This window comes from Massilia sp. 9I (assembly GCF_902506415.1).
GTDB lineage: Bacteria > Pseudomonadota > Gammaproteobacteria > Burkholderiales > Burkholderiaceae_D > Telluria.
The window spans coordinates 1,357,322-1,376,443 of the sequence record NZ_LR733275.1 but is presented as its reverse complement, the minus strand read 5'-3'; the positions used below and the strand labels follow the sequence as shown (position 1 = coordinate 1,376,443).

Here is a 19,122-nt window from a genome sequence, read left to right as displayed (position 1 = left end):
CGCGAGCCTAACCAATAGACATGACCGATACCGCCAGCCCTGACCAGGCGTCCCAGCCGCTGAAACTGCGCAATTTCTACCTCGGGCGCCAGCCGGTGCTCGACCGTAACCAGGCGCTGTTCGGCTACGAGCTGCTGTTCCGCGGCAGCGCGCAGGGACCGGCGGAAATCACCTCCGGCCTGTCGGCCAGCGCCAGCGTGATCCACCATGCCTCGCAACTGGGCCTGCCGCGCGCGATCGGCGACGCCACCGCCTTCCTGAACGTCGACACCGACGTCCTCATGAGCGACATGTTCGCCTTCCTGCCACGCGAGCGCACCGTGCTCGAGATCGTGCGCTCGGTCGAACCGAACGACGCCGTCATCCGGCGCATGACCGAGCTGTCCACCCATGGCTTTCGCTTCGCGGCCGAAGCCTCGGCCCACGGCGCCAGCCTGGCCAAGCTGCTGCCGGTGATCGACTACGTCAAGATGGACCTGCGCGAGCTGCCGGTGGTGACGCTGCTGTCGCTGGCGCCGCGCCTGCGCGGCACCGGCAAGCGCCTGGTGGCCGAGAAGGTCGAAACCCATAGCGAATACCGCACCTGCCTGGACATCGGCTTCGACTACTTCCAGGGCTATTATTTCGCCAAGCCGACCGTCATCGCCGGCCGCAAGCTGTCGCCCTCGCAGGCGGCGGTGATGGACCTGATGAACCTGGTGACCTCGGACGCCGACAATGCCGAGATCGAGCGCGCGGTGAAGAAGGACGTGACGCTCGGCCTGAACCTGCTGCGCCTGGTGAACACGCCGGCGGCCGGGGCAGGGCGCCGCATCGAATCGATCAGCCAGGCCCTGATGCTGCTGGGCCGGCGCCAGCTGCAGCGCTGGCTGCAGATCCTGCTGTACGCCGAACCGGGCGTGCGCGGCCACAACCTGAGCCCGCTCTTGATGCTGGCCACCACGCGCGCGCGCCTGATGGAGCTGCTGGCGCAGCGCCTGCGTCCCGGCCACCGCAACGTGGCGGACATCGCCTTCACGGTCGGCATGATGTCGCTGATGGACACCCTGTTCTGCATTCCGATGCAGGACATCGTCGAACAGATCCCCGTGATCGACGAAGTGCGCCACGCGCTGCTGGTGCGCCGCGGCTTCTTCGGCGAGCTGCTGCGCCTGGCCGAATCGATCGAGCGCATGGACGACGCGCAGGACGAAGTCATGCCGGCGCTACACGAACTCTCGCTCGACGGCGACGACCTGGCCGAGCTCGAAGTCTCGGCTTTCGAGTGGAGCGACAAGGTCGTTCGTTACGCCATTTAATCGGCGTCGCCCCTACGTTGCGCCGGAGCGCGTCCACTGCCGGTGCAGCTCCGGATCGCTGCGCAGCTCCCACACCGCCAGGACGATCGTCGCAATGCCCGCGATGACGAAGCTCCAGGTCATGGCCGGGTCGCGCACCACGCCGACCAGCCAGGACGAGGCCGCCACCCACGTTCCCATCACGATATTCAGCAGCACGGCCCAGACATAGGTCTTGACCAGGTCGAACGCGGCCGACAGCGCGATGATGATGCCCGCGAGGTAGGCATTGATGCTGGGCGCCGAGTCAAGCGGATAGCCGAGCACCCAGGGCGAGATGAACAGCCAGACGCCGATCACGACCATGAGCTGGTCCTGCCAGCGTCTGGACGCAAGATGCATTGCCATGATGGGTACCTCCTAGCGAAGAACGTCGCATAGCTTTAGACAATGCTGCAGGGAGGAAGTTCGCCAGAGGACCGCCGGCGCGAGGCCGGCGGCGGATGAAGCGGATTAGGACAGGTTCGGCGCCAGGTGGCGTTCGAGTTCGGCCTTGTCCATGCCGCGGCGGCGCGCCATGTCTTCCAGCTGGTCTTCGCCGATCTTGCCGACCACGAAGTACTTCGATTCCGGATGCGCGAAATAGAAGCCCGACACCGCGGCGCCCGGGAACATCGCGAAGGACTCGGTCAGTTCCATGCCGATCTCCTCGGCCTGCAGGGTAGCGAACAGCTCGGCCTTGACCGTGTGTTCCGGGCAGGCCGGGTAGCCCGGCGCCGGGCGGATGCCGCTGTATTCTTCCTTGATGAGGGCTTCGTTCGACAGGTCCTCGTTGGCCGCGTAGCCCCACAGGTCGGTACGCACGCGCTCGTGCATGTACTCGGCGAAGGCTTCGGCCAGGCGGTCGGCCAGGGCCTTGAGCATGATCGACGAGTAGTCGTCGTGCGCGGCCTCGAAGCGCTGCTCGTGCTTCTCGATACCCAGGCCCGCGGTCACCGCGAACATGCCGATGTAGTCGGGAATACCGGATTCCTTCGGCGCGATGAAATCGGACAGGCACTGGTTCGGGCGCTGCTCGCCATCGACCACGGGCTTCACGCCCTGCTGGCGCAGGCCGTACCAGGTGAAGGCGACGTCCTTGCGCGATTCGTCGGTATAGATCTCGATGTCGTCCTCGTTCACCGCGTTCGCCGGCAGCAGCGCGATGGCACCGTTGGCGGTGAGCCAGCGGCCGTCGATGATCTTCTTGAGCATTGCCTGGGCTTCCTCGAACACCTTGGAGGCCGCTTCGCCCACCACCTCGTCGGTGAGGATGGCAGGGTAGGGGCCGGCCAGGTCCCAGGTCTGGAAGAACGGGCCCCAGTCGATGTAGCGCGCCAGCTCACCCAGCTCGACGTTCTTGAACACGCGGCGGCCGATGAACTTCGGCTTGACCGGCGCGTACGCCAGTTTCGCCTTGTTGGCGCGCGCCTGCTCGATCGTGAGCATCGGCAGCGCCTTCTTGTTGGCGTGCTGCACGCGGATGCGCTCGTAATCCTGGGCCAGCTCGATGACGTAGGCGTCGCGCGTCTCGTCGGTCAGCAGCGACTGGCCCACCGACACCGAACGCGAGGCGTCCGGCACGTAGACCACCGGGCCTTCGTAATGCGGCGCGATCTTGACGGCGGTGTGGGCGCGGCTGGTGGTGGCGCCGCCGATGAGCAGCGGGATCTTCTTCTCGCGGAAGTAGGGGTCGCGCTGCATTTCGCGCGCCACGTGGGCCATCTCTTCCAGCGAAGGCGTGATCAGGCCCGAGAGGCCCACGATGTCGGCCTTCTCTTCCTTGGCGCGGGCCAGGATGTCCGAGCACGGGACCATCACGCCCATGTTCACGATCTCGAAGTTATTACACTGCAGGACCACCGAGACGATGTTCTTGCCGATGTCGTGCACGTCGCCCTTGACGGTCGCGATGACCATCTTGCCCTTCGGCTTGGCGACGATGCCGGTGCGGCGTTCTTCTTCCGCCTTCTCTTCTTCGATGAAGGGCACCAGGTGGGCCACGGCCTGCTTCATGACGCGCGCCGATTTCACCACCTGCGGCAGGAACATCTTGCCCTGTCCGAACAGGTCGCCGACGATGTTCATGCCGTCCATCAGCGGGCCTTCGATCACGTGGATCGGACGGCCATTTGCAGCCAGCACTTGCTGGCGCATTTCTTCGGTATCTTCAACGATCCACTGCGTGATGCCGTGCACCAGCGCGTGCGCCAGGCGCTTCTCGACCGGGCTATTCCGCCACTCGAGGTTCTGTTCCTGCTTGCCGCCGCCGGCCTTGAGGGTGCCGGCGAATTCGATCATGCGCTCGGTGGCATCCAGGCGGCGGTTCAGCACCACGTCCTCGACGCGCTCGCGCAGCTCCGCAGGCAGGTCGTCATACACGCCGACCATGCCGGCGTTGACGATCCCCATGGTCATGCCGGCCTTGATCGCGTGGTACAGGAAGACGGTGTGGATCGCCTCGCGCGCCGGGTCGTTGCCGCGGAAGCTGAACGAGACGTTCGATACGCCGCCCGAGACCTTCGCATGCGGCAGGTTCTTGCGGATCCAGGCCGTGGCTTCGATGAAGTCCACGGCGTAGTTGTTGTGCTCTTCGATGCCGGTGGCGATCGCGAAGATGTTCGGGTCGAAGATGATGTCTTCCGGCGGGAAGCCCACCTGCTCGGTCAATACCTTGTAGGCGCGGCCGCAGATCTCGGCCTTGCGCGCGAAGGTGTCGGCCTGGCCCTGTTCATCGAAAGCCATCACGATGACGGCGGCGCCGTAGCGGCGGCACAGCTTCGCCTGGCGGATGAATTCCTCTTCGCCTTCCTTCATCGAGATCGAGTTGACGATGGCCTTGCCCTGCACGCACTTCAGGCCCGCCTCGATCACCGACCACTTGGAGGAGTCGATCATGATCGGCACGCGCGAGATGTCCGGCTCGGACGCGATCAGGTTCAGGAAGCGCGTCATCGCGGCGACCGAATCGAGCATCGCCTCGTCCATGTTGATGTCGATGACCTGGGCGCCGTTCTCGACCTGCTGGCGCGCCACCGACAGCGCCTCGTCGAACTGCTCGTTCAGGATCATGCGCGCGAAGGCCTTGGAACCGGTGACGTTGGTGCGCTCGCCGACGTTGACGAACAGCGAGCTGTCGTCGACGGTGAAGGGCTCCAGGCCCGACAGGCGCATCGCGACCGGCACGCTTGGTACCTGACGCGGGGGCGACGCTTCGAGAATCTTCGAAATGGCGGCGATGTGCTCGGGCGTGGTGCCGCAGCAGCCGCCGGCGATGTTGACGAAACCGGCGTCGGCGAATTCGCGCAGCAGGGCCGAGGTGTCGCTCGGCAGCTCGTCGAAGCCGGTGTCGCTCATCGGGTTGGGCAGGCCGGCGTTCGGGTAGATGCAGACGAAGGTATCGGCGATTTGGGAGAGCTCTTCGGCATAGGGGCGCATCAGCGCGGCGCCCAGCGCGCAGTTCAGGCCGATGGTGAGCGGCTTGGCATGGCGCACCGAGTTCCAGAAGGCGGGCACGGTCTGGCCCGACAGGATGCGGCCCGAAGCATCGGTAACGGTGCCCGAGATCATCAGCGGCAGGCGCGGCGTTTCCGGATGCTCGTCGAAGTAGAGGTCGATCGCGAACAGCGCGGCCTTGCAGTTCAGTGTGTCGAAGATGGTCTCGACCAGCAGCACGTCGGCCCCGCCGTTGACCAGGCCGCGGACCTGCTCATGGTAGGAAGCGACCAGCTGGTCGAACGTGACGTTGCGCGCGGCCGGGTCGTTCACGCTAGGGGAAATCGAGGCCGTCTTCGGGGTCGGGCCGAGGGCGCCGGCGACAAAACGCGGCTTGTCCGGCGTGCTGTACTTGTCGCAGGCGGCGCGCGCCAGCCTGGCGGCTTGCACGTTCATCTCGTAGGCGAGATGCGCCATGTGGTAGTCGTCCTGCGCCACGCCGGTCGCGCCGAAGGTATTCGTTTCGATCAGGTCGGCGCCCGCGGCGAGGTAGCGCTCGTGGATTTCCTGGATGATGTGCGGCTGGGTGAGCGTCAGCAGCTCGTTGTTACCCTTGACGAAGAGCTCGCGCTGGGCCGCGCCTTCCGGTGCGCTGAAGTCCTTGAAGCGCTCGCCGCGGTAAGCGGCTTCATCGAGCTTGTACTGCTGGATGATGGTGCCCATCGCGCCATCCAGGATCATGATGCGGCGCTTGAGGATGTCGCGCAGCAGGGAATCGATCGGGGAGAGGGTGCGAAGTGGGGCGTTCATGGTGGCGTCTTTCTAGCGGCTTGACAGGCCGTTTACTGTTGGGCGGTCTACGATTATACGTCAGGACGGCGTATTGCTCCGGCAGGGGCGAAAAGGCGGTTTTGTGTTTGTATCTTTATGTATGGATATACGGAACTGTTACATGACGTTACAAAACCCGGCACATCCGCAATCTTTACGTTACATACACGGACGACAATTAACTTCGTCGCCACCGTGTTGGCGAAGCTTTTAACGGGATGATTGCATGAACAAAGAATATGAGCCGGATTGGGATCAATCGGTGAACCGCATCGAAGAGCCGGCAGTTGCCGTGAAGCCGCAAATGAACAACGGCGTGAAGCAGATCGTGACGATCCGCCTGGACGTGGACATGCTGGAATGGTTCAAGTCGGCTGGTCCGGGTTACCAGACCCGTATCAACCAGGTGCTCCGTGAGTACATGGATGCGCAGCGGACGGCTGCGTCGCTGGAGAAGTGATTGGTCGGGGCATTGCCCCGATTTTCTATTGAGCGTTTGTCATTCCGGGCATGGCCCGACATGACAAACGTCGACCTTACGAAAAGCTTTTGCCGGCCAGCGGGAAGCTCTTCAGGAACTCCGCAGCCGCCAGGCGCTTGCCGCCGGGCTTCTGGAGTTCGGTCATGCGCAGCGCGCCCGTGCCGCATGCGACCACGATGCCTTGCGCATCCGCCGCCAAGACCTGGCCCGGCGTTCCACTGCCAGGCGCCAGTTCGGCATTCCATACCTTGACGGTCACGCCGTCGACCAGACCCTGCGCTCCCGGGAAGGGATTGAAGGCGCGCACCCGGCGCCACAGCAGCTCGGCAGGCAGGCCGAAGTCCAGCTTCGCTTCCTCCTTGCTGATCTTGGCCGCGTAGGTCACGCCTTCTTCCGGCTGCGGCACGGCTTCCAGCTGGCCCGCTTCCATCTTGCGCAGCGCCTCGACGATCATGCGTCCGCCCAGCGCGGCCAGCTTGTCGTGCAGGCTGCCGGTGGTGTCGCTGTCCTCGATCGCGACGCGTTCCATCAGCATCATCGGCCCGGTGTCCAGGCCTTCTTCCATGCCCATGATGGTTACGCCGGTCTCGACGTCACCGCTCTCGATGGCGCGATGGATCGGCGCGGCGCCGCGCCAGCGCGGCAGGAGCGAACCGTGGATGTTGATGCAGGGCTTGATATCGAGCGTGCTGCGCGGCAGGATCAGGCCGTAGGCCGCCACCACCATCACGTCGTAGTCGAGCGCCAGCAGGCGCTCGTGGGCGGCGCGCGCCTCTTCCGCGCGCTGCGGATCCTTGGCATCCATGCGCAGCGACAGCGGCTGCGCGACTTCCATACCGTGCGCCAGCGCATACTGTTTCACGGCGGAGGCTTGCAGCTGCATGCCGCGCCCGGCCGGGCGGTCGGGCTGGGTCAGGGCCAGGGGAATCTCGAAGCCGGCCTCGTGCAGGGCACGCAGGGCAACAGCGGCAAACTCCGGCGTACCGGCAAAAACGATTTTCATCAACGGCGGGCGCCGGCGCGCTGCGCGGCGTCGCGCTCCATGCCGCGCTCTTCCTTCTGCAGCTTGGCCTTGATGCGGTTGCGCTTGAGCGGCGACAGGTATTCGACGAAGACCTTGCCCATCAGGTGGTCCATCTCGTGCTGGATGCACACGGCCAGCAGGCCGTCGGCCTCGATCTCGAATCCCTTGCCCTCGACGTCATAGGCCTTGCACTTGACGCGGGCAGGGCGCTCGACGCCGTCGTAGATGCCCGGCACCGACAGGCAGCCTTCGTCGTAGACCTGCTTCTCGTCGCTGGCCCAGGTGATTTCCGGATTGACGAAGACGAGCAGATTGTCGCTGGTTTCGCTGACGTCGATGACGATCACGCGCTCGTGCACGTCCACCTGGGTGGCGGCCAGGCCGACGCCAGGCGCATCGTACATGGTGTCGGCCATGTCCTTCACCAGCTGGCGCAGGCGCTCGGTACCGAATTCGGTGACCGGCTTGGCAACCTTGTGCAGGCGTGGGTCGGGGTAGCGGAGGATCTTTAGTAAGGCCATGGTCGGAAAATTAAGAGGGAATATCAGTTCAATAAGGTTTAGGCGCGCGTACAGAAATGCAACACATCGCCGCTCTCGCAGAACGCGGTTTGTCTTGCTAGTTCAGGGATTTGTGTGCAGAATTTGATTCAGTACGGCAACCTTTTGTCGATCGGCGCGGGGCACTGAGCATAATTCGCGTTCTGCCTATCCAGCAGGTCGGTGCGCGCTGCCAGCCATCCGGTGTCAAAGCCACAAATGTCGGACGCAATGACGGACGTAAGCAATGAAAAATTTTAGCACAGTCGTGACCCGCGCTGCTGCCGTGGCGCTGGTGGCGTGTGCCGTGGCCGCACCTAGCCAGGCCGCCCCAAGCTGTACGTTCCGCCCGAATGCCCCCGACCAGCACGTCGTGGTCAAGGGCGATACGCTGTGGGACATCTCCGGCACCTTCCTGCAGAACCCCTGGTGCTGGCCGCAGGTGTGGGGCATGAACCGCGACGAGATCCGCAATCCGCACTGGATCTATCCCGGCCAGATCATCTACTTCGACCGCGCGCGCGGACGTCTCTCGCTTACCCATCCCGGCAGCGGCGACGATGCGGGCGCGCCGCCGCTGACGAAGCTGTCGCCGCAGCTGCGCACCGAATCGCTGGAACACGACGCCGTGCAGTCGATCCCGGCCGGCATGATCGAACCCTACCTGACCCAGCCGCTCGTGGTCGAGGCCAATGCACTGGCCGGCGCGCCGCGCATCGTGGCCTCGCAGGAAGGCCGCGTCTACCTCGGTACCGGCGACCGCGTGTATGTGAAGGGCGATCTGCAAGGCGGCAAGACCTTCCAGGTGTTCCGCCCCAGCGGCCCGCTGCGCGATCCACAGACCCGCAAGGTGCTCGCGCACGAAGCCGTCTACCTGGGCAGCGTCACCCTGGATCGCGAAGCCGGGCCGGGCGTGGACGCGCACAGTTTCCGCGTCACCGAGACGCGCCAGGAAATGGGCGTGAACGATCTCCTGATTCCGATGCCGCCAAGCCCGGTGCGCAACTACGTGCCGCACGCGCCGGAACAACGCGTCGATGCGCGCGTGATGTCGATCTATGCCGGCGTGACCTATGCCGGGCAGAGCCAGGTCGTCACTGTCAATCGGGGTTCTGTTGACGGACTCGATGTCGGCTCCGTGCTGCAGCTCTATCATTTCGGGAAGACGGTGCCGGACCCCGCCAAAAGAGGCGTGCTCGGCTTCGGCAGACAGCAGATCAAGCTGCCCGATGAACAATACGGCAGCCTGTTCATTTTCCGCGTGTTCAGGAACGTCTCGTATGGCCTGATCATGCAAGTGACGGCGCCGGTGGAAGTCGGCGACGTGGCGCGCTCACCGGAGTAATTTCTACCGTGCAGGACACGGCCCCCCACATTGCCAGCCTTCCAGACCAGCACAGCATCGCCGACTGGATCCGACTGGAACAGGCAAGCGGGGTGGGGTGCCGGACTGCCAATTTGTTGCTGGCCGCCTTCGGTTCGCCGTCAAGCATCTTTCGCGCCGGCCACGCGGCGCTTGCGGCGCATGTGCCGGCCGCGCAGGCTGCCGCGCTGTGTGCCCCCGTAACGCCCGAACTCGAGCGCCAGATTGAAATGACACTGGCCTGGCTGTGCGAGCCGCATCATCACCTCGTCACGCAGCACGACGCCGACTATCCGCAAGACCTGCGGCACATTCCCGATCCGCCGCTGCTGCTCTATATAAAAGGGCGGCGCGAACTCTTGCGCGCGCCGATGATCGCCGTAGTCGGCAGCCGCAACGCGAGCACGCAGGGCAAGGCCAATGCCGAGGGCTTCGCTGAAGCCCTGTCGCATGCGGGCCTGTGCGTGGTGTCGGGCATGGCGCTGGGCATCGACACCGCGGCGCACGAAGGCGCGCTGCGTAGAGCCGGCTCGACCATCGCGGTCATCGGCACCGGTCCGGACCGTATCTATCCGGCACGCAACCGCGCGCTCGCGCACCGCATCGCGGAGCAGGGCTGCATCGTCAGCGAATATGCACTCGGCATGCCACCGGTCGCGAATAACTTCCCGCGCCGCAACCGCATCATCAGCGGCATGGCGGCGGGCGTGCTGGTGGTGGAAGCGGCGGCGCAGTCCGGTTCCTTGATTACTGCGCAGATGGCGGCGGAGCAGGGCCGCGAGGTATTCGCCTTGCCGGGATCGATTCACTCGGCACTGGCCAAGGGTTGCCACCAATTGATACGCGAAGGCGCGCACCTGGTCGAGACCGTCGATGAAGTGCTGGCAGCGATGCAGGTGTCGCCGCTGGCGCGGCAGCTTGCAAGGCCGGCATGCAGCGCGGGCAACGATGCCTTGTTGACGGCGCTCGGCCACGGTCCGGTGGAGCCGGACGCATTGCTCGACAGCCTCGGTGCGGATGCCGGCTGGCTGGCCGGCGAACTGCTTGCACTCGAGCTCGCCGGACAACTGGAACGTCTGCATGACGGACGGGTGCAGCGCGTGGTGCGTTCAACGTGATCGCGCGAAGTATGCTTGTGCTAGCGCATGCGCATTGCATGAGGCAATGCGAAAAACAGTATTCTTCTTGAGATATATTTGTGAAATGATCGGCCTTGATTTTGTTAAATGACGACAAAACTGAACGAACGAATAAGGCCGCGAAACAACGTTTTTAACGCAGGGCACGAGACGGTACGTGCCACACTTGTGCCTCGGCGAGCTTAGCTGCTACAGTAGCGTCACTATGTTCGACATCCTGGTCTACCTTTACGAGACGTACTATCGTCCTGACGCCTGCCCCGAGCCGGCGGCCCTGGCACGCAAGCTGTCCGCCGTCGGTTTCGATGACATCGAGATCTCCGAGGCGCTGGACTGGCTCTCCGGGCTGACCGAAGCGGCCGTTTCCGACGCAATCGATGCATGCACCGGCATCCGCTACTACGTGGACGAGGAGTACATCGAACTGGGCAGTGCGGCCATCGGCTTCATCCAGTTTCTCGAGAGCGCCAAGGTGCTCAGTCCCACGCAGCGCGAGATCGTCATCGAACGCGCACTGGCCTGCGACGAATCGCCGGTCGCTCTGGGCAAGCTCAAGATCATCGTGCTGATGGTGCTGTGGAGCCAGGGCAAGGAGCCCGACGCGCTCATGTTCGACGACCTGTTCGGCGACGACGACGACCAAGAGCCGCGGCAGCTGCACTAAGCCGCACGGCAAGAAATACAAACGGGGCGCAAGCCCCGTTTTTCATTGGCCCACGCGCCGCCTTCGTTCACGGCTCCGCTGCGGCTGCCCGCCCGGCACAGGACGCGTCGCCGCCCAGTTCGGTCATAGAACTGACCACGCCCTGCTCGACCGTGATCCGCTGCTTGCGCGCATAGGCCTGTCCGTTGAGACGCGGGTCATAGCCGCAAGAGCCCAGCAAGACCGTGAAGCTGCCGGAAAGCCAGTCCGCAAAGGCCGGGCTGGCAAGCGCCGGGTAGATCTGGCGATGGTCAAAGGCGCCGCTGCACTTGAGCAGTCCCGTGAGCCAGAGTTTTCCATCCTTGAGTTCGAACATGCCGACCGGTCCGCCGATTGCCGTGCAGTTCGGGAACTCCGCGCGCTTCATGGCGCGCAGCTGCTCGGACGGTGGCAGGGGTAGCCAGCAGCACTCGCTCGGAAAAATGTGGCCCTGGAGCTTGCCCACGACGATCTGGTCTTTCAGCGGTTCCGTGGCCGCTGCCGGCCGGCTGTACGCAATGGAGGCGAGAGCCAGCAGGCACAGGCAAAGGCCGATGATGTGCGAACGGAGGCGATGTGCAGGCATGGATGGCTTGACGCTGGTTAAAAGAATCGTACTCTAGCACCGCAGCCAAGCCTGCAAATGCACGCATACTCACGCGCGCCGACGATTTCATCCTCTGGATTGTGAGTATTTTTTGGCAATCATCCAAAATGCGCACACTTGCGGTGCGCCGGTCATCGCGCTTATCATTGGCCGCTAAATCGAGACTGTTACTATTCAGACACTACGGCTTTGACTACCGACCGGCCCGAGAGCATGTATGATGCGCGGGCAAAAGCCACTTATATATAGAGCACCCGAGAAACACTATGACCAAATCCCTCATCATCGCCGAGAAGCCGTCGGTCGCGAACGACATCGCGAAGACGCTGGGCGGCTTCACCAAGCACGATGAGTACTTCGAGTCCGACGAATACGTCCTGTCGTCCGCGGTCGGCCACCTGCTCGAGATCGCGGTGCCTGAGGAGTACGACGTCAAGCGCGGCAAATGGAGCTTCACTCACCTGCCGATGATCCCGCCTTACTTCGCGCTGAACCCGATCGCCAAGACCGAGTCGCGCCTCAAGGTGCTGAACAAGCTGATCAAGCGCAAGGACGTCACCACCCTGATCAACGCATGTGACGCGGGCCGCGAAGGAGAACTCATCTTCCGCCTGATCGCCCAGAACGCGAAGGCGAAACAGCCGGTCAAGCGCCTGTGGCTGCAGTCGATGACGCCGGGCGCGATCCGCGAAGGCTTCGCCAACCTGCGCACCGACGACGAGATGCTGCCGCTGGCCGACGCCGCGCGCTGCCGCTCGGAAGCGGACTGGCTGATCGGCATCAACGGCACCCGTGCCATGACCGCCTTCAACTCGAAAGAGGGCGGCTTCTACCTGACCACCGTGGGCCGGGTCCAGACCCCGACCCTGTCGATCGTGGTCGAGCGCGAAGAGAAAATCAAGAAGTTCGTCCCGCGCGACTACTGGGAAGTGCGCGCCGAGTTCGTGTGCGCCGCCGGCGTCTACGAAGGCCGCTGGCTCGACCAGAATTTCAAGAAGGACGAGAACGATCCGGAGAAGCGCGCCGAGCGCCTGTGGAGCAAGGCTGCCGCCGACTCGATCGTCGCCGCCTGCCGCGGCAAGCAGGGCATCGTCACCGAGGAATCGAAGCCGACCACCTCGATGGCGCCGGCCCTGTTCGACCTGACCTCGCTGCAGCGCGAGGCCAACGGCCGCTTCGGCTTCTCGGCCAAGAACACCCTCGGCCTGGCCCAGGCGCTGTACGAGAAGCACAAGGTGCTGACCTATCCGCGTACCGATTCGCGCCACCTGCCGGAAGACTACATCGCCACCGTCAAGGGCACGATGGAGGCGCTGAACGACACCAACAACTACCAGCAGTTCTCGAAGCAGGTGCTGAAGAACGGCTGGGTCAAGCCGAACAAGCGCATTTTTGATAACACCAAGATCTCGGACCACTTCGCGATCATCCCGACCGGTGTCATCCCGAAGAACCTGACCGAGCCGGAACAGAAGCTGTACGACCTGGTCACCCGCCGCTTCCTGGCGGTGTTCTTCCCGCCGGCCGAGTTCCTGGTCACGACCCGCTTCACCGAAGTCTCGGGCCACCAGTTCAAGACCGAGGGCAAGGTGATGACCAACCCCGGCTGGCTGCAGATTTATGGCAAGGAAGCGCAGACCGACGACAAGGACGGCGCCAACCTGGTGCCGGTGCAAAAAGGGGAAAAGGTCCTGGCCGACAAGGTCACGCCGAACGGCCTGGTCACCAAGCCACCCGCACGCTATACCGAAGCGACGCTGCTGTCGGCGATGGAAGGCGCGGGCAAGCTGGTCGACTCCGACGAGCTGCGCGACGCCATGGCCGGCAAGGGCCTGGGCACGCCGGCGACGCGCGCGGCCATCATCGAAGGCCTGCTCACCGAAAAATACCTGGTGCGCGAAGGGCGTGAACTGATCCCGACCGCCAAGGCGTCGCAGCTGATGACGCTGCTGCGCGGCCTGGGCGTGAACGAACTGACCGCGCCCGAGCTGACCGGCGAGTGGGAGTTCAAGCTCTCGCAAATGGAGAAGGGCAAGATTTCGCGCGACGAGTTCATGCGCGAGATCGCGCAGATGACGCAGATTATCGTCAAGCGCGCCAAGGAATACGATAACGAAACCATCCCGGGCGACTACGCGACCCTGCAAACGCCGTGCCCGAACTGCGCCGGCGTGGTCAAGGAAAACTACCGCCGCTTCGCCTGCACCAAGTGCGACTTCTCGATGTCGAAGACGCCGGGCAGCCGCCAGTTCGAGATCAGCGAAGTCGAAGAGCTGCTGAAGAACCGCACCATCGGTCCGCTGCAGGGCTTCCGCTCGAAGATGGGCCGTCCGTTCGCGGCGATCCTGCGCATCGTGCGCGACGAAGACATCCAGAACTTCAAGCTCGAATTCGACTTCGGCCAGGACCAGGACGACGGCGAGGACGGCGAGGGCGTCGACTTCACCGGCCAGACCGCGCTCGGTCCCTGCCCGAAGTGCAACGGCAACGTCTACGAGATGGGCCTGGCTTACGTGTGTGAAAAGACCGTGGCCAAGCCGAAGGGCTGCGACTTCCGCAGCGGCCGCATCATCCTGCAGCAGGAGATCCTGCCGGACCAGATGGCCAAGCTGCTCAACGACGGCAAGACCGACCTGCTGCCGGGCTTCGTGTCGCAGCGTACCCGCCGCGCCTTCAAGGCCTTCCTGGTGCGCGGCAAGGACGGCAAGATCAGCTTCGAGTTCGAGGAGCGCAAGGCCAAGCCGGGCGCGAAGGGCAAGGCTGGGGCGGCCGATGGCGCTGGCGACGGCGCCGACGGTGCGGCGGCGCCTGTGAAGGCGGCGGCCAAGAAGACGCCGGCCAAAGCCGCTGCCAAAGCACCGGCCAAGTCGGCGGTGCGCAAGCCGGCGGCCAAGAAGATCGCATCGGCGGCGGCGAAGAAATAAGACACGCCCTGCATCGGTCAAAAAAGCGAACCCTCGGGTTCGCTTTTTTTTGGTCCGCGATTTGCCTTGCATAAGTCTGTTGCATCCCTTCCCCACGGCACAAAAATTTGCTTTTCATTAAGCATGGGTCCGGTAATAATCGAACAAGTGTTTTACCCCTGAAGTTTCATCATTCGGTCCGCCTGACGCTCAGGCATAACTCTTACAACGAATCGACCCGTCTGACCCCATGAAGCTCTCCGACCTGAAAATCACCACCCGTCTGTACCTCGGTTACGGCATCCTGATGGGCATCACCGGCATCGTCACCGCGATCGCCTATGCCAACGTCTCCACCCTCGACTCCGCCAACGACGCCAACGTCCACACCTACCAGGTGCTGGGCGAAGTCGATGGCGCGATGGAGTCGCTGGTCAACATCGAAACCGGTGAGCGGGGCTATGCCCTGACCGGCCAGGACGTGTCGCTGCAGCCCTACACGGCGGGTAAGCAGGAATTCCAGCAGCACCTCGACAAGGCGCTGGCGCTCACCGCCGACAACGCCGCCCAGCAGGCGCGCCTGCAGCAGCTGGCCCAGCACCAGCGCGACTGGCTGGCGCAGGCCATCGATCCGGTGATCGCACAGCGCCGTGCCGCGGTGGATGGCGACCTGGCGCAGGTCGTCGCAACGATCCAGGCGGGCAAGGGCAGGGCCGGCATGGACGCCATGCGCGCCGTGGTCGCCCAGCTGCGGGCGGATGAGGAGCGCTTGCTGGCGCAGCGCACGGGGGACATCGTCGCCGCCCGTTCGGCCATGCGCCGCACCCTGATCGGCGGCGGCCTGATCGCCGCCGTGCTGGCGGTATTCATGGCCTACCAGCTGGGCCGCAACATCGGCATCCCGCTGCGCCGCGCGGTGAAGCTGGCCAGGCAGGTGGCCGAAGGCGACCTGACCGCCGAAGTCAAGGTCCGCACCAACGACGAAGCGGGCGAGCTGATGGCCGCGCTGAAGGACATGAACGCCTCGCTAGTGTCGATCGTGTCGAAGGTACGCGCCGGCACCGGCACCATCGAGACCGCCGCGCGCGAGATCTCGGCCGGCAACCAGGATCTGTCGAGCCGCACCGAGCAGCAGGCCAGCTCGCTGGAGGAAACTGCGTCCTCGATGGAAGAACTGACCTCGACCGTGAAGCACAACGCCGACAACGCGCGCCAGGCCACCCAGTTGGCCGCGAGCGCCGCCGATACCGCTGCGCGCGGCGGCGAGGTGGTGTCCGAGGTGGTGACCACGATGGGCTCGATCAACGAAGCCTCGAAGAAGATCGCCGACATCATCACCGTCATCGACGGCATCGCCTTCCAGACCAACATCCTGGCCCTGAACGCGGCCGTGGAAGCGGCGCGCGCGGGCGAGCAGGGCCGCGGCTTCGCCGTGGTGGCGGGCGAAGTGCGCAACCTGGCGCAACGCTCGGCCGCGGCCGCAAAGGAGATCAAGGGCCTGATCGGCGATTCGGTGTCGCGGGTGGAAGCCGGCTCGCGCCTGGTGGACCAGGCCGGCCGCACGATGGAAGAAGTGGTGGCCAGTGTGAAGCGCGTGTCCGACATCATCGGCGAGATCGCCGCCGCCAGCGACGAACAGCGCGAGGGCATCGAGCAGGTCAACCAGGCGATCGTGCAGATGGACCAGGTGACGCAGCAGAACGCGGCGCTGGTCGAGCAGGCCGCGGCGGCGGCCGAAGCGATGCGCGAACAGGCGGGCGGCCTGGCGCAGCTGGTGGATACCTTCCAGCTGGCGCAGTCGCAGGCGCCGCAGCCGGTGCCGGCTTCGTCCCGTCCCGCAGCCCTGCCGGCGCCAACGGGGGCACGCCAGGCTGCACGCGCCGGCAAGGCCCGTACCAAGGCTGCCGCGACCGAGGTGCCGGACACCGCCGAGGTGGAATAAGTTGTCGGGCGCGCGGACGCATGGTATCCGTGTGTAAGATCGGGGCATGCAGAGATTCTTGAGCGTCATCCTCGTGCTGGGCCTCGGCGCTTACGCTGCGGCCTGCCTCGCACTCTTCTTTTTCCAGCGCTCGCTGATCTACTTCCCGCCCGCGACCGCCGCTTACCCGGCGCCGAAGACCTCGACGCTCGAGGTCCCCGGCGCGGCGCTCAAGGTATCGGAACGGCCGCTGGCGGGCGAGCGCGCACTGCTCTACCTGGGCGGGAATGCCGAAGACGTGACGGCCAGTCTGCCGTTCCTGGCGCGCGCCTTCCCCGACCGCGCCATCTACCTGCTGCATTACCGCGGCTACACGGGCAGCAGCGGCAAGCCGTCGGAACAGGCGCTGGTGGCTGATGCGCTGGCGCTGTTCGACCGTGTGGCGCCCGAGCATCCGGACGTCGTGGTGGTCGGTCGCAGCCTCGGCACCGGCGTGGCGGTGCAGCTGGCCAGCCAGCGGCCCGTGAGCCGGCTGGTGCTGGTTACGCCCTTCGACAGCCTGGCGGGCCTGGCCGCCCGACAGTTTCCCTATTTTCCCGTGCGCTGGCTGCTGCGCGACCGCTACGAGTCGTCGCGCTACGCGCCGCGCATCACGGCGCCGACCCTGCTGCTCGCGGCCGGACAGGACGAGATCATCCCCGCAAGCAGCGCCGAGCTGCTGCTGTCGCGCTTCCCGAAAGGCGTGGCGCACCTGCGCGTCATCGATGGGGTGGGGCACAATACAATCCAGGACAGCCCTGCCTACATCGCTTCGCTCCAGGAACCGAGGTAGGACCAACCAACACGAGGAACCGTATGCCAGCCACCCCATCCCTGCGTCATGTCGTGCTGTTTGCATTCAAGGCCGACGCAAGCCAGGACGCGATCGACACCGTTGTCACCGACTTCGCCCAGCTGCCCGCCGAGATCCCCGGCATCGCCGCTTACGAGTGGGGCACCAACGTGAGCCCCGAAGGCCTCAACAACGGCTTCACCCACTGCTTCACGCTGACCTTCATGAGCGACGCCGACCGCGATGGCTATCTGGTGCATCCGGCGCACCAGCGCTTCGTGTCCACGCTGGGCGGCGCGCTGGAACGTTCGCTGGTGGTCGACTACTGGACGCGGTCTTGAGGCGCGCGCTGCTGCTGGCGCTGGCAGCAGCCTGCGCCTTGCCGGCGCTGGCGGACGAGCGCATTCCCTCGCGCCTGACCGGGGTGTGGGGCAGTGACGACCCCTTGTTTGCCGAGGGCCCCATACAGGGCGAGTTCCATCTGCAGGACGACGGATTCGGCGTTCTGATCGGTGCGTCGCCACCAATGATCCAGAACTCGGGGCCGAACAAAGGTCAGCCGGGTCCCCGGATCACTATGGGGATTCCGTTTCGTGCGAGGCTGGAGGGAGAGACGCTGACGATCCTGCCTTTTAATCCGGGCAACCCGAACGACAAGGGACCGACGCTGGAATGCCGCTACGAGGAGGGCGGCCTGACGCTGCGTTGCGCGATGCCTGACCGGAGCGCCTTGCTCATGAAGCGACGCAGCGCCACGCTGGACCCGCGCATGACAGAAGCGATCGACGGGATGCGCATTGCCCTGCGCGCCTACGCCGGCAAGGCTAGCGCACTTCGCCCAATGCCTTCCACACGTCCCTAAACTGTTCGACGATGTTCGAATCGTCCTCTTCGCCCGCGCCGCTGAACTCCGTGTTGGTCATCAGGAGCCGCCCGGTGCCGCTGGCCGGATCGATGAACATGAAGGCGGTGATTCCCGGATCGCTGCCGGTATGCCCGACCTGGCCGTTGCTGCGAATGCGCCAGAACACGCCGCTGTTCGGTTCTCCCGCCGGGCTGCCGGCGGGCAGGGCCTCTAGCGCGAACTGCGGGTCGAACAGCAGCGTGAAGCCGGCTTTCGTCAGCACTCCTTCGCCACCCTTGTAGCCCTTCACCATCGCCATCAGGAAGCGCGCCAGGTCGGCGGCGGACGTGGTCAGGCCGCCGTCTGGATAAGTGACCAGGGCATAGCGCGGATAGGCCTGGTGGCGGCGGTTGTAGACCTGCGCCTGGCGTTTCGCCTGCGCCGGCTCCGCGCGCCAGGAAGTGGCGCGCATGTTCAGCGGCTCGAAGATGTGGCGCCTCGTGAAGGCGTCGAAGCTCTGGCCGCTCTTGAGCTCGACCAGGTAGGCCGCGAGCGCCGAGCCGATGTTCGAGTAGTGATAGGCGGCGCCCGGCGCAGCCTTGGCGAAGTTGGTCTTGCGGTAGTCGCGCGCGCCCACGGCCAGGTAGCCCTTGAGGAAGCCGCCCAGGCTCAGGTCGGCGCGGCCCGGCTGCGTGAAGTCGCGTTTGAACTGTCCGTACAGCGGGCTAGTCTTGTCCGCCGCGGACAGCAGATAGTAGGAGTGTCCGTAGATCTCCTCGTCGTCGACGATGCTGGACGTGTGCGTCACCAGGTGACGTACCGTGATCGCGCCGCCGCCATGCGGGTGCTGGACCTTGAAGGGCAGGATGCTGTTGATTTCGGTGTCGAGGCCGAAGTAGCCAAGTTCGATCGCCTTCACGATGGCGACACCGATCACGGTCTTGCTGACCGAGCCGACGTTCTGCAGCGTGTCCTCGGTGTAGGGGCGGCGCGCCTCCAGGTCGGCCTGGCCGAAACCGTGCTGGTACAGCACCTCCTTGGCGGACACCACCGCCACCGCGAATCCCGGCAGCTTCGACCCCTGCTGCAGGGCGGCGAGTTTGGCAGTGACGGCGGCGCGTTCGACGGCCGCATGCGCGGCCACGGAGGCGAGGAACAGCAGGAGCAGGACGAACAGGCGCTTCATCGGATGGTCCTTGAAAAGC

General features: G+C 64.9%; 16 protein-coding genes. 10 read left to right on the top strand and 6 right to left on the bottom strand.

The genetic code is table 11. From position 1 onward, the window contains the following. Nucleotides 1–20 precede the first annotated feature (20 nt). Complete coding sequence (locus tag GV068_RS06265) at nt 21–1,298, top strand: EAL and HDOD domain-containing protein (RefSeq protein ID WP_159696517.1); 1,278 nt, start codon at nt 21–23, stop codon at nt 1,296–1,298. A 12-nt stretch (nt 1,299–1,310) separates the two neighbouring features. Here the strand turns inward: GV068_RS06265 and GV068_RS06260 are convergent, their stop codons facing one another. Together GV068_RS06260 and metH are read right to left on the bottom strand one after the other, a co-directional pair. Next, entirely contained in the window at nt 1,311–1,685 is a 375-nt protein-coding gene (locus tag GV068_RS06260; protein ID WP_159696516.1) for an SPW repeat protein, read from the bottom strand. Between the two features lie 105 nt (nt 1,686–1,790). Beyond that, on the bottom strand, nt 1,791–5,561 hold the full coding sequence (metH, locus tag GV068_RS06255) for a methionine synthase (RefSeq protein ID WP_159696515.1): 3,771 nt from the start codon (nt 5,559–5,561) through the stop codon (nt 1,791–1,793). Between the two features lie 247 nt (nt 5,562–5,808). Here metH and GV068_RS06250 point away from each other — a divergent pair, with 247 nt between their 5' ends. Then, nucleotides 5,809–6,042: a BrnA antitoxin family protein gene (locus GV068_RS06250; protein ID WP_159696514.1), complete on the top strand. Its 234-nt coding sequence runs from the start codon at nt 5,809–5,811 to the stop codon at nt 6,040–6,042. A gap of 76 nt (nt 6,043–6,118) precedes the next feature. On the opposite strand, the gene fmt is transcribed toward GV068_RS06250, so the two are convergent. Next, on the bottom strand, nt 6,119–7,066 hold the full coding sequence (gene fmt, locus GV068_RS06245) for a methionyl-tRNA formyltransferase (protein WP_159696513.1): 948 nt from the start codon (nt 7,064–7,066) through the stop codon (nt 6,119–6,121). Beyond that, complete coding sequence (def, locus tag GV068_RS06240) at nt 7,066–7,608, bottom strand: peptide deformylase (RefSeq protein WP_159696512.1); 543 nt, start codon at nt 7,606–7,608, stop codon at nt 7,066–7,068. Before def ends, fmt begins: the two co-directional genes overlap by 1 nt. Before the next feature lie 265 nt (nt 7,609–7,873). On the opposite strand from def, the gene GV068_RS06235 reads away from it, so the two are divergent. The 3 genes from GV068_RS06235 to GV068_RS06225 all read left to right on the top strand — a co-directional run bounded on the left by GV068_RS06235 (nt 7,874) and on the right by GV068_RS06225 (nt 10,792). Next, nucleotides 7,874–8,971, top strand: coding sequence for a LysM peptidoglycan-binding domain-containing protein (locus GV068_RS06235; RefSeq protein WP_159696511.1), 1,098 nt, complete (start codon nt 7,874–7,876; stop codon nt 8,969–8,971). Nucleotides 8,972–8,979: 8 nt separating this feature from the next. After that, entirely contained in the window at nt 8,980–10,107 is a 1,128-nt protein-coding gene (gene dprA / locus GV068_RS06230) for a DNA-processing protein DprA (RefSeq protein WP_229463799.1), read from the top strand. A 226-nt stretch (nt 10,108–10,333) separates the two neighbouring features. Beyond that, nucleotides 10,334–10,792, top strand: a complete 459-nt coding sequence (locus GV068_RS06225; protein WP_159696510.1) for a DUF494 family protein — start codon at nt 10,334–10,336, stop codon at nt 10,790–10,792. A gap of 67 nt (nt 10,793–10,859) precedes the next feature. Here GV068_RS06225 and GV068_RS06220 read toward each other — a convergent pair whose 3' ends face one another. Continuing rightward, a complete protein-coding gene (locus tag GV068_RS06220) occupies nt 10,860–11,396 on the bottom strand; it encodes a hypothetical protein (protein ID WP_159696509.1) in 537 nt (178 codons plus the stop codon). A gap of 287 nt (nt 11,397–11,683) precedes the next feature. Between GV068_RS06220 and GV068_RS06215 the strand changes: the two genes are divergently transcribed. The 5 genes from GV068_RS06215 to GV068_RS06195 all read left to right on the top strand — a co-directional run bounded on the left by GV068_RS06215 (nt 11,684) and on the right by GV068_RS06195 (nt 17,935). After that, on the top strand, nt 11,684–14,341 hold the full coding sequence (locus GV068_RS06215) for a DNA topoisomerase III (RefSeq protein WP_159696508.1): 2,658 nt from the start codon (nt 11,684–11,686) through the stop codon (nt 14,339–14,341). Nucleotides 14,342–14,570: 229 nt separating this feature from the next. Continuing rightward, nucleotides 14,571–16,262 (top strand): methyl-accepting chemotaxis protein, encoded by a 1,692-nt coding sequence (locus GV068_RS06210; RefSeq protein ID WP_159696507.1) that lies wholly within the window; start codon nt 14,571–14,573, stop codon nt 16,260–16,262. Between the two features lie 58 nt (nt 16,263–16,320). Then, nucleotides 16,321–17,073 (top strand): alpha/beta hydrolase, encoded by a 753-nt coding sequence (locus GV068_RS06205; protein ID WP_229463796.1) that lies wholly within the window; start codon nt 16,321–16,323, stop codon nt 17,071–17,073. A gap of 23 nt (nt 17,074–17,096) precedes the next feature. After that, a complete protein-coding gene (locus GV068_RS06200) occupies nt 17,097–17,414 on the top strand; it encodes a Dabb family protein (protein WP_159696505.1) in 318 nt (105 codons plus the stop codon). Beyond that, the gene (locus GV068_RS06195; RefSeq protein WP_159696504.1) at nt 17,411–17,935 is read left to right on the top strand and encodes a hypothetical protein; all 525 of its coding nucleotides are present in this window, start codon (nt 17,411–17,413) and stop codon (nt 17,933–17,935) included. Before GV068_RS06200 ends, GV068_RS06195 begins: the two co-directional genes overlap by 4 nt. Here GV068_RS06195 and GV068_RS06190 read toward each other — a convergent pair. Next, nucleotides 17,898–19,103: a serine hydrolase gene (locus GV068_RS06190; RefSeq protein ID WP_159696503.1), complete on the bottom strand. Its 1,206-nt coding sequence runs from the start codon at nt 19,101–19,103 to the stop codon at nt 17,898–17,900. The two genes, GV068_RS06195 and GV068_RS06190, sit on opposite strands and share 38 nt — an antisense overlap. Between the last annotated feature and the right edge of the window lie 19 nt (nt 19,104–19,122).

What these genes read in the sequence shown, in the direction of transcription:
- GV068_RS06265 (WP_159696517.1), top strand. Translation starts at nt 21, where the DNA reads ATGACCGATACCGCCAGCCCTGACCAGGCGTCCCAGCCGCTGAAACTG.
- GV068_RS06260 (WP_159696516.1), bottom strand. Translation starts at nt 1,685, where the DNA reads ATGGCAATGCATCTTGCGTCCAGACGCTGGCAGGACCAGCTCATGGTC.
- metH (WP_159696515.1), bottom strand. Translation starts at nt 5,561, where the DNA reads ATGAACGCCCCACTTCGCACCCTCTCCCCGATCGATTCCCTGCTGCGC.
- GV068_RS06250 (WP_159696514.1), top strand. Translation starts at nt 5,809, where the DNA reads ATGAACAAAGAATATGAGCCGGATTGGGATCAATCGGTGAACCGCATC.
- fmt (WP_159696513.1), bottom strand. Translation starts at nt 7,066, where the DNA reads ATGAAAATCGTTTTTGCCGGTACGCCGGAGTTTGCCGCTGTTGCCCTG.
- def (WP_159696512.1), bottom strand. Translation starts at nt 7,608, where the DNA reads ATGGCCTTACTAAAGATCCTCCGCTACCCCGACCCACGCCTGCACAAG.
- GV068_RS06235 (WP_159696511.1), top strand. Translation starts at nt 7,874, where the DNA reads ATGAAAAATTTTAGCACAGTCGTGACCCGCGCTGCTGCCGTGGCGCTG.
- GV068_RS06225 (WP_159696510.1), top strand. Translation starts at nt 10,334, where the DNA reads ATGTTCGACATCCTGGTCTACCTTTACGAGACGTACTATCGTCCTGAC.
- GV068_RS06220 (WP_159696509.1), bottom strand. Translation starts at nt 11,396, where the DNA reads ATGCCTGCACATCGCCTCCGTTCGCACATCATCGGCCTTTGCCTGTGC.
- GV068_RS06215 (WP_159696508.1), top strand. Translation starts at nt 11,684, where the DNA reads ATGACCAAATCCCTCATCATCGCCGAGAAGCCGTCGGTCGCGAACGAC.
- GV068_RS06210 (WP_159696507.1), top strand. Translation starts at nt 14,571, where the DNA reads ATGAAGCTCTCCGACCTGAAAATCACCACCCGTCTGTACCTCGGTTAC.
- GV068_RS06200 (WP_159696505.1), top strand. Translation starts at nt 17,097, where the DNA reads ATGCCAGCCACCCCATCCCTGCGTCATGTCGTGCTGTTTGCATTCAAG.
- GV068_RS06190 (WP_159696503.1), bottom strand. Translation starts at nt 19,103, where the DNA reads ATGAAGCGCCTGTTCGTCCTGCTCCTGCTGTTCCTCGCCTCCGTGGCC.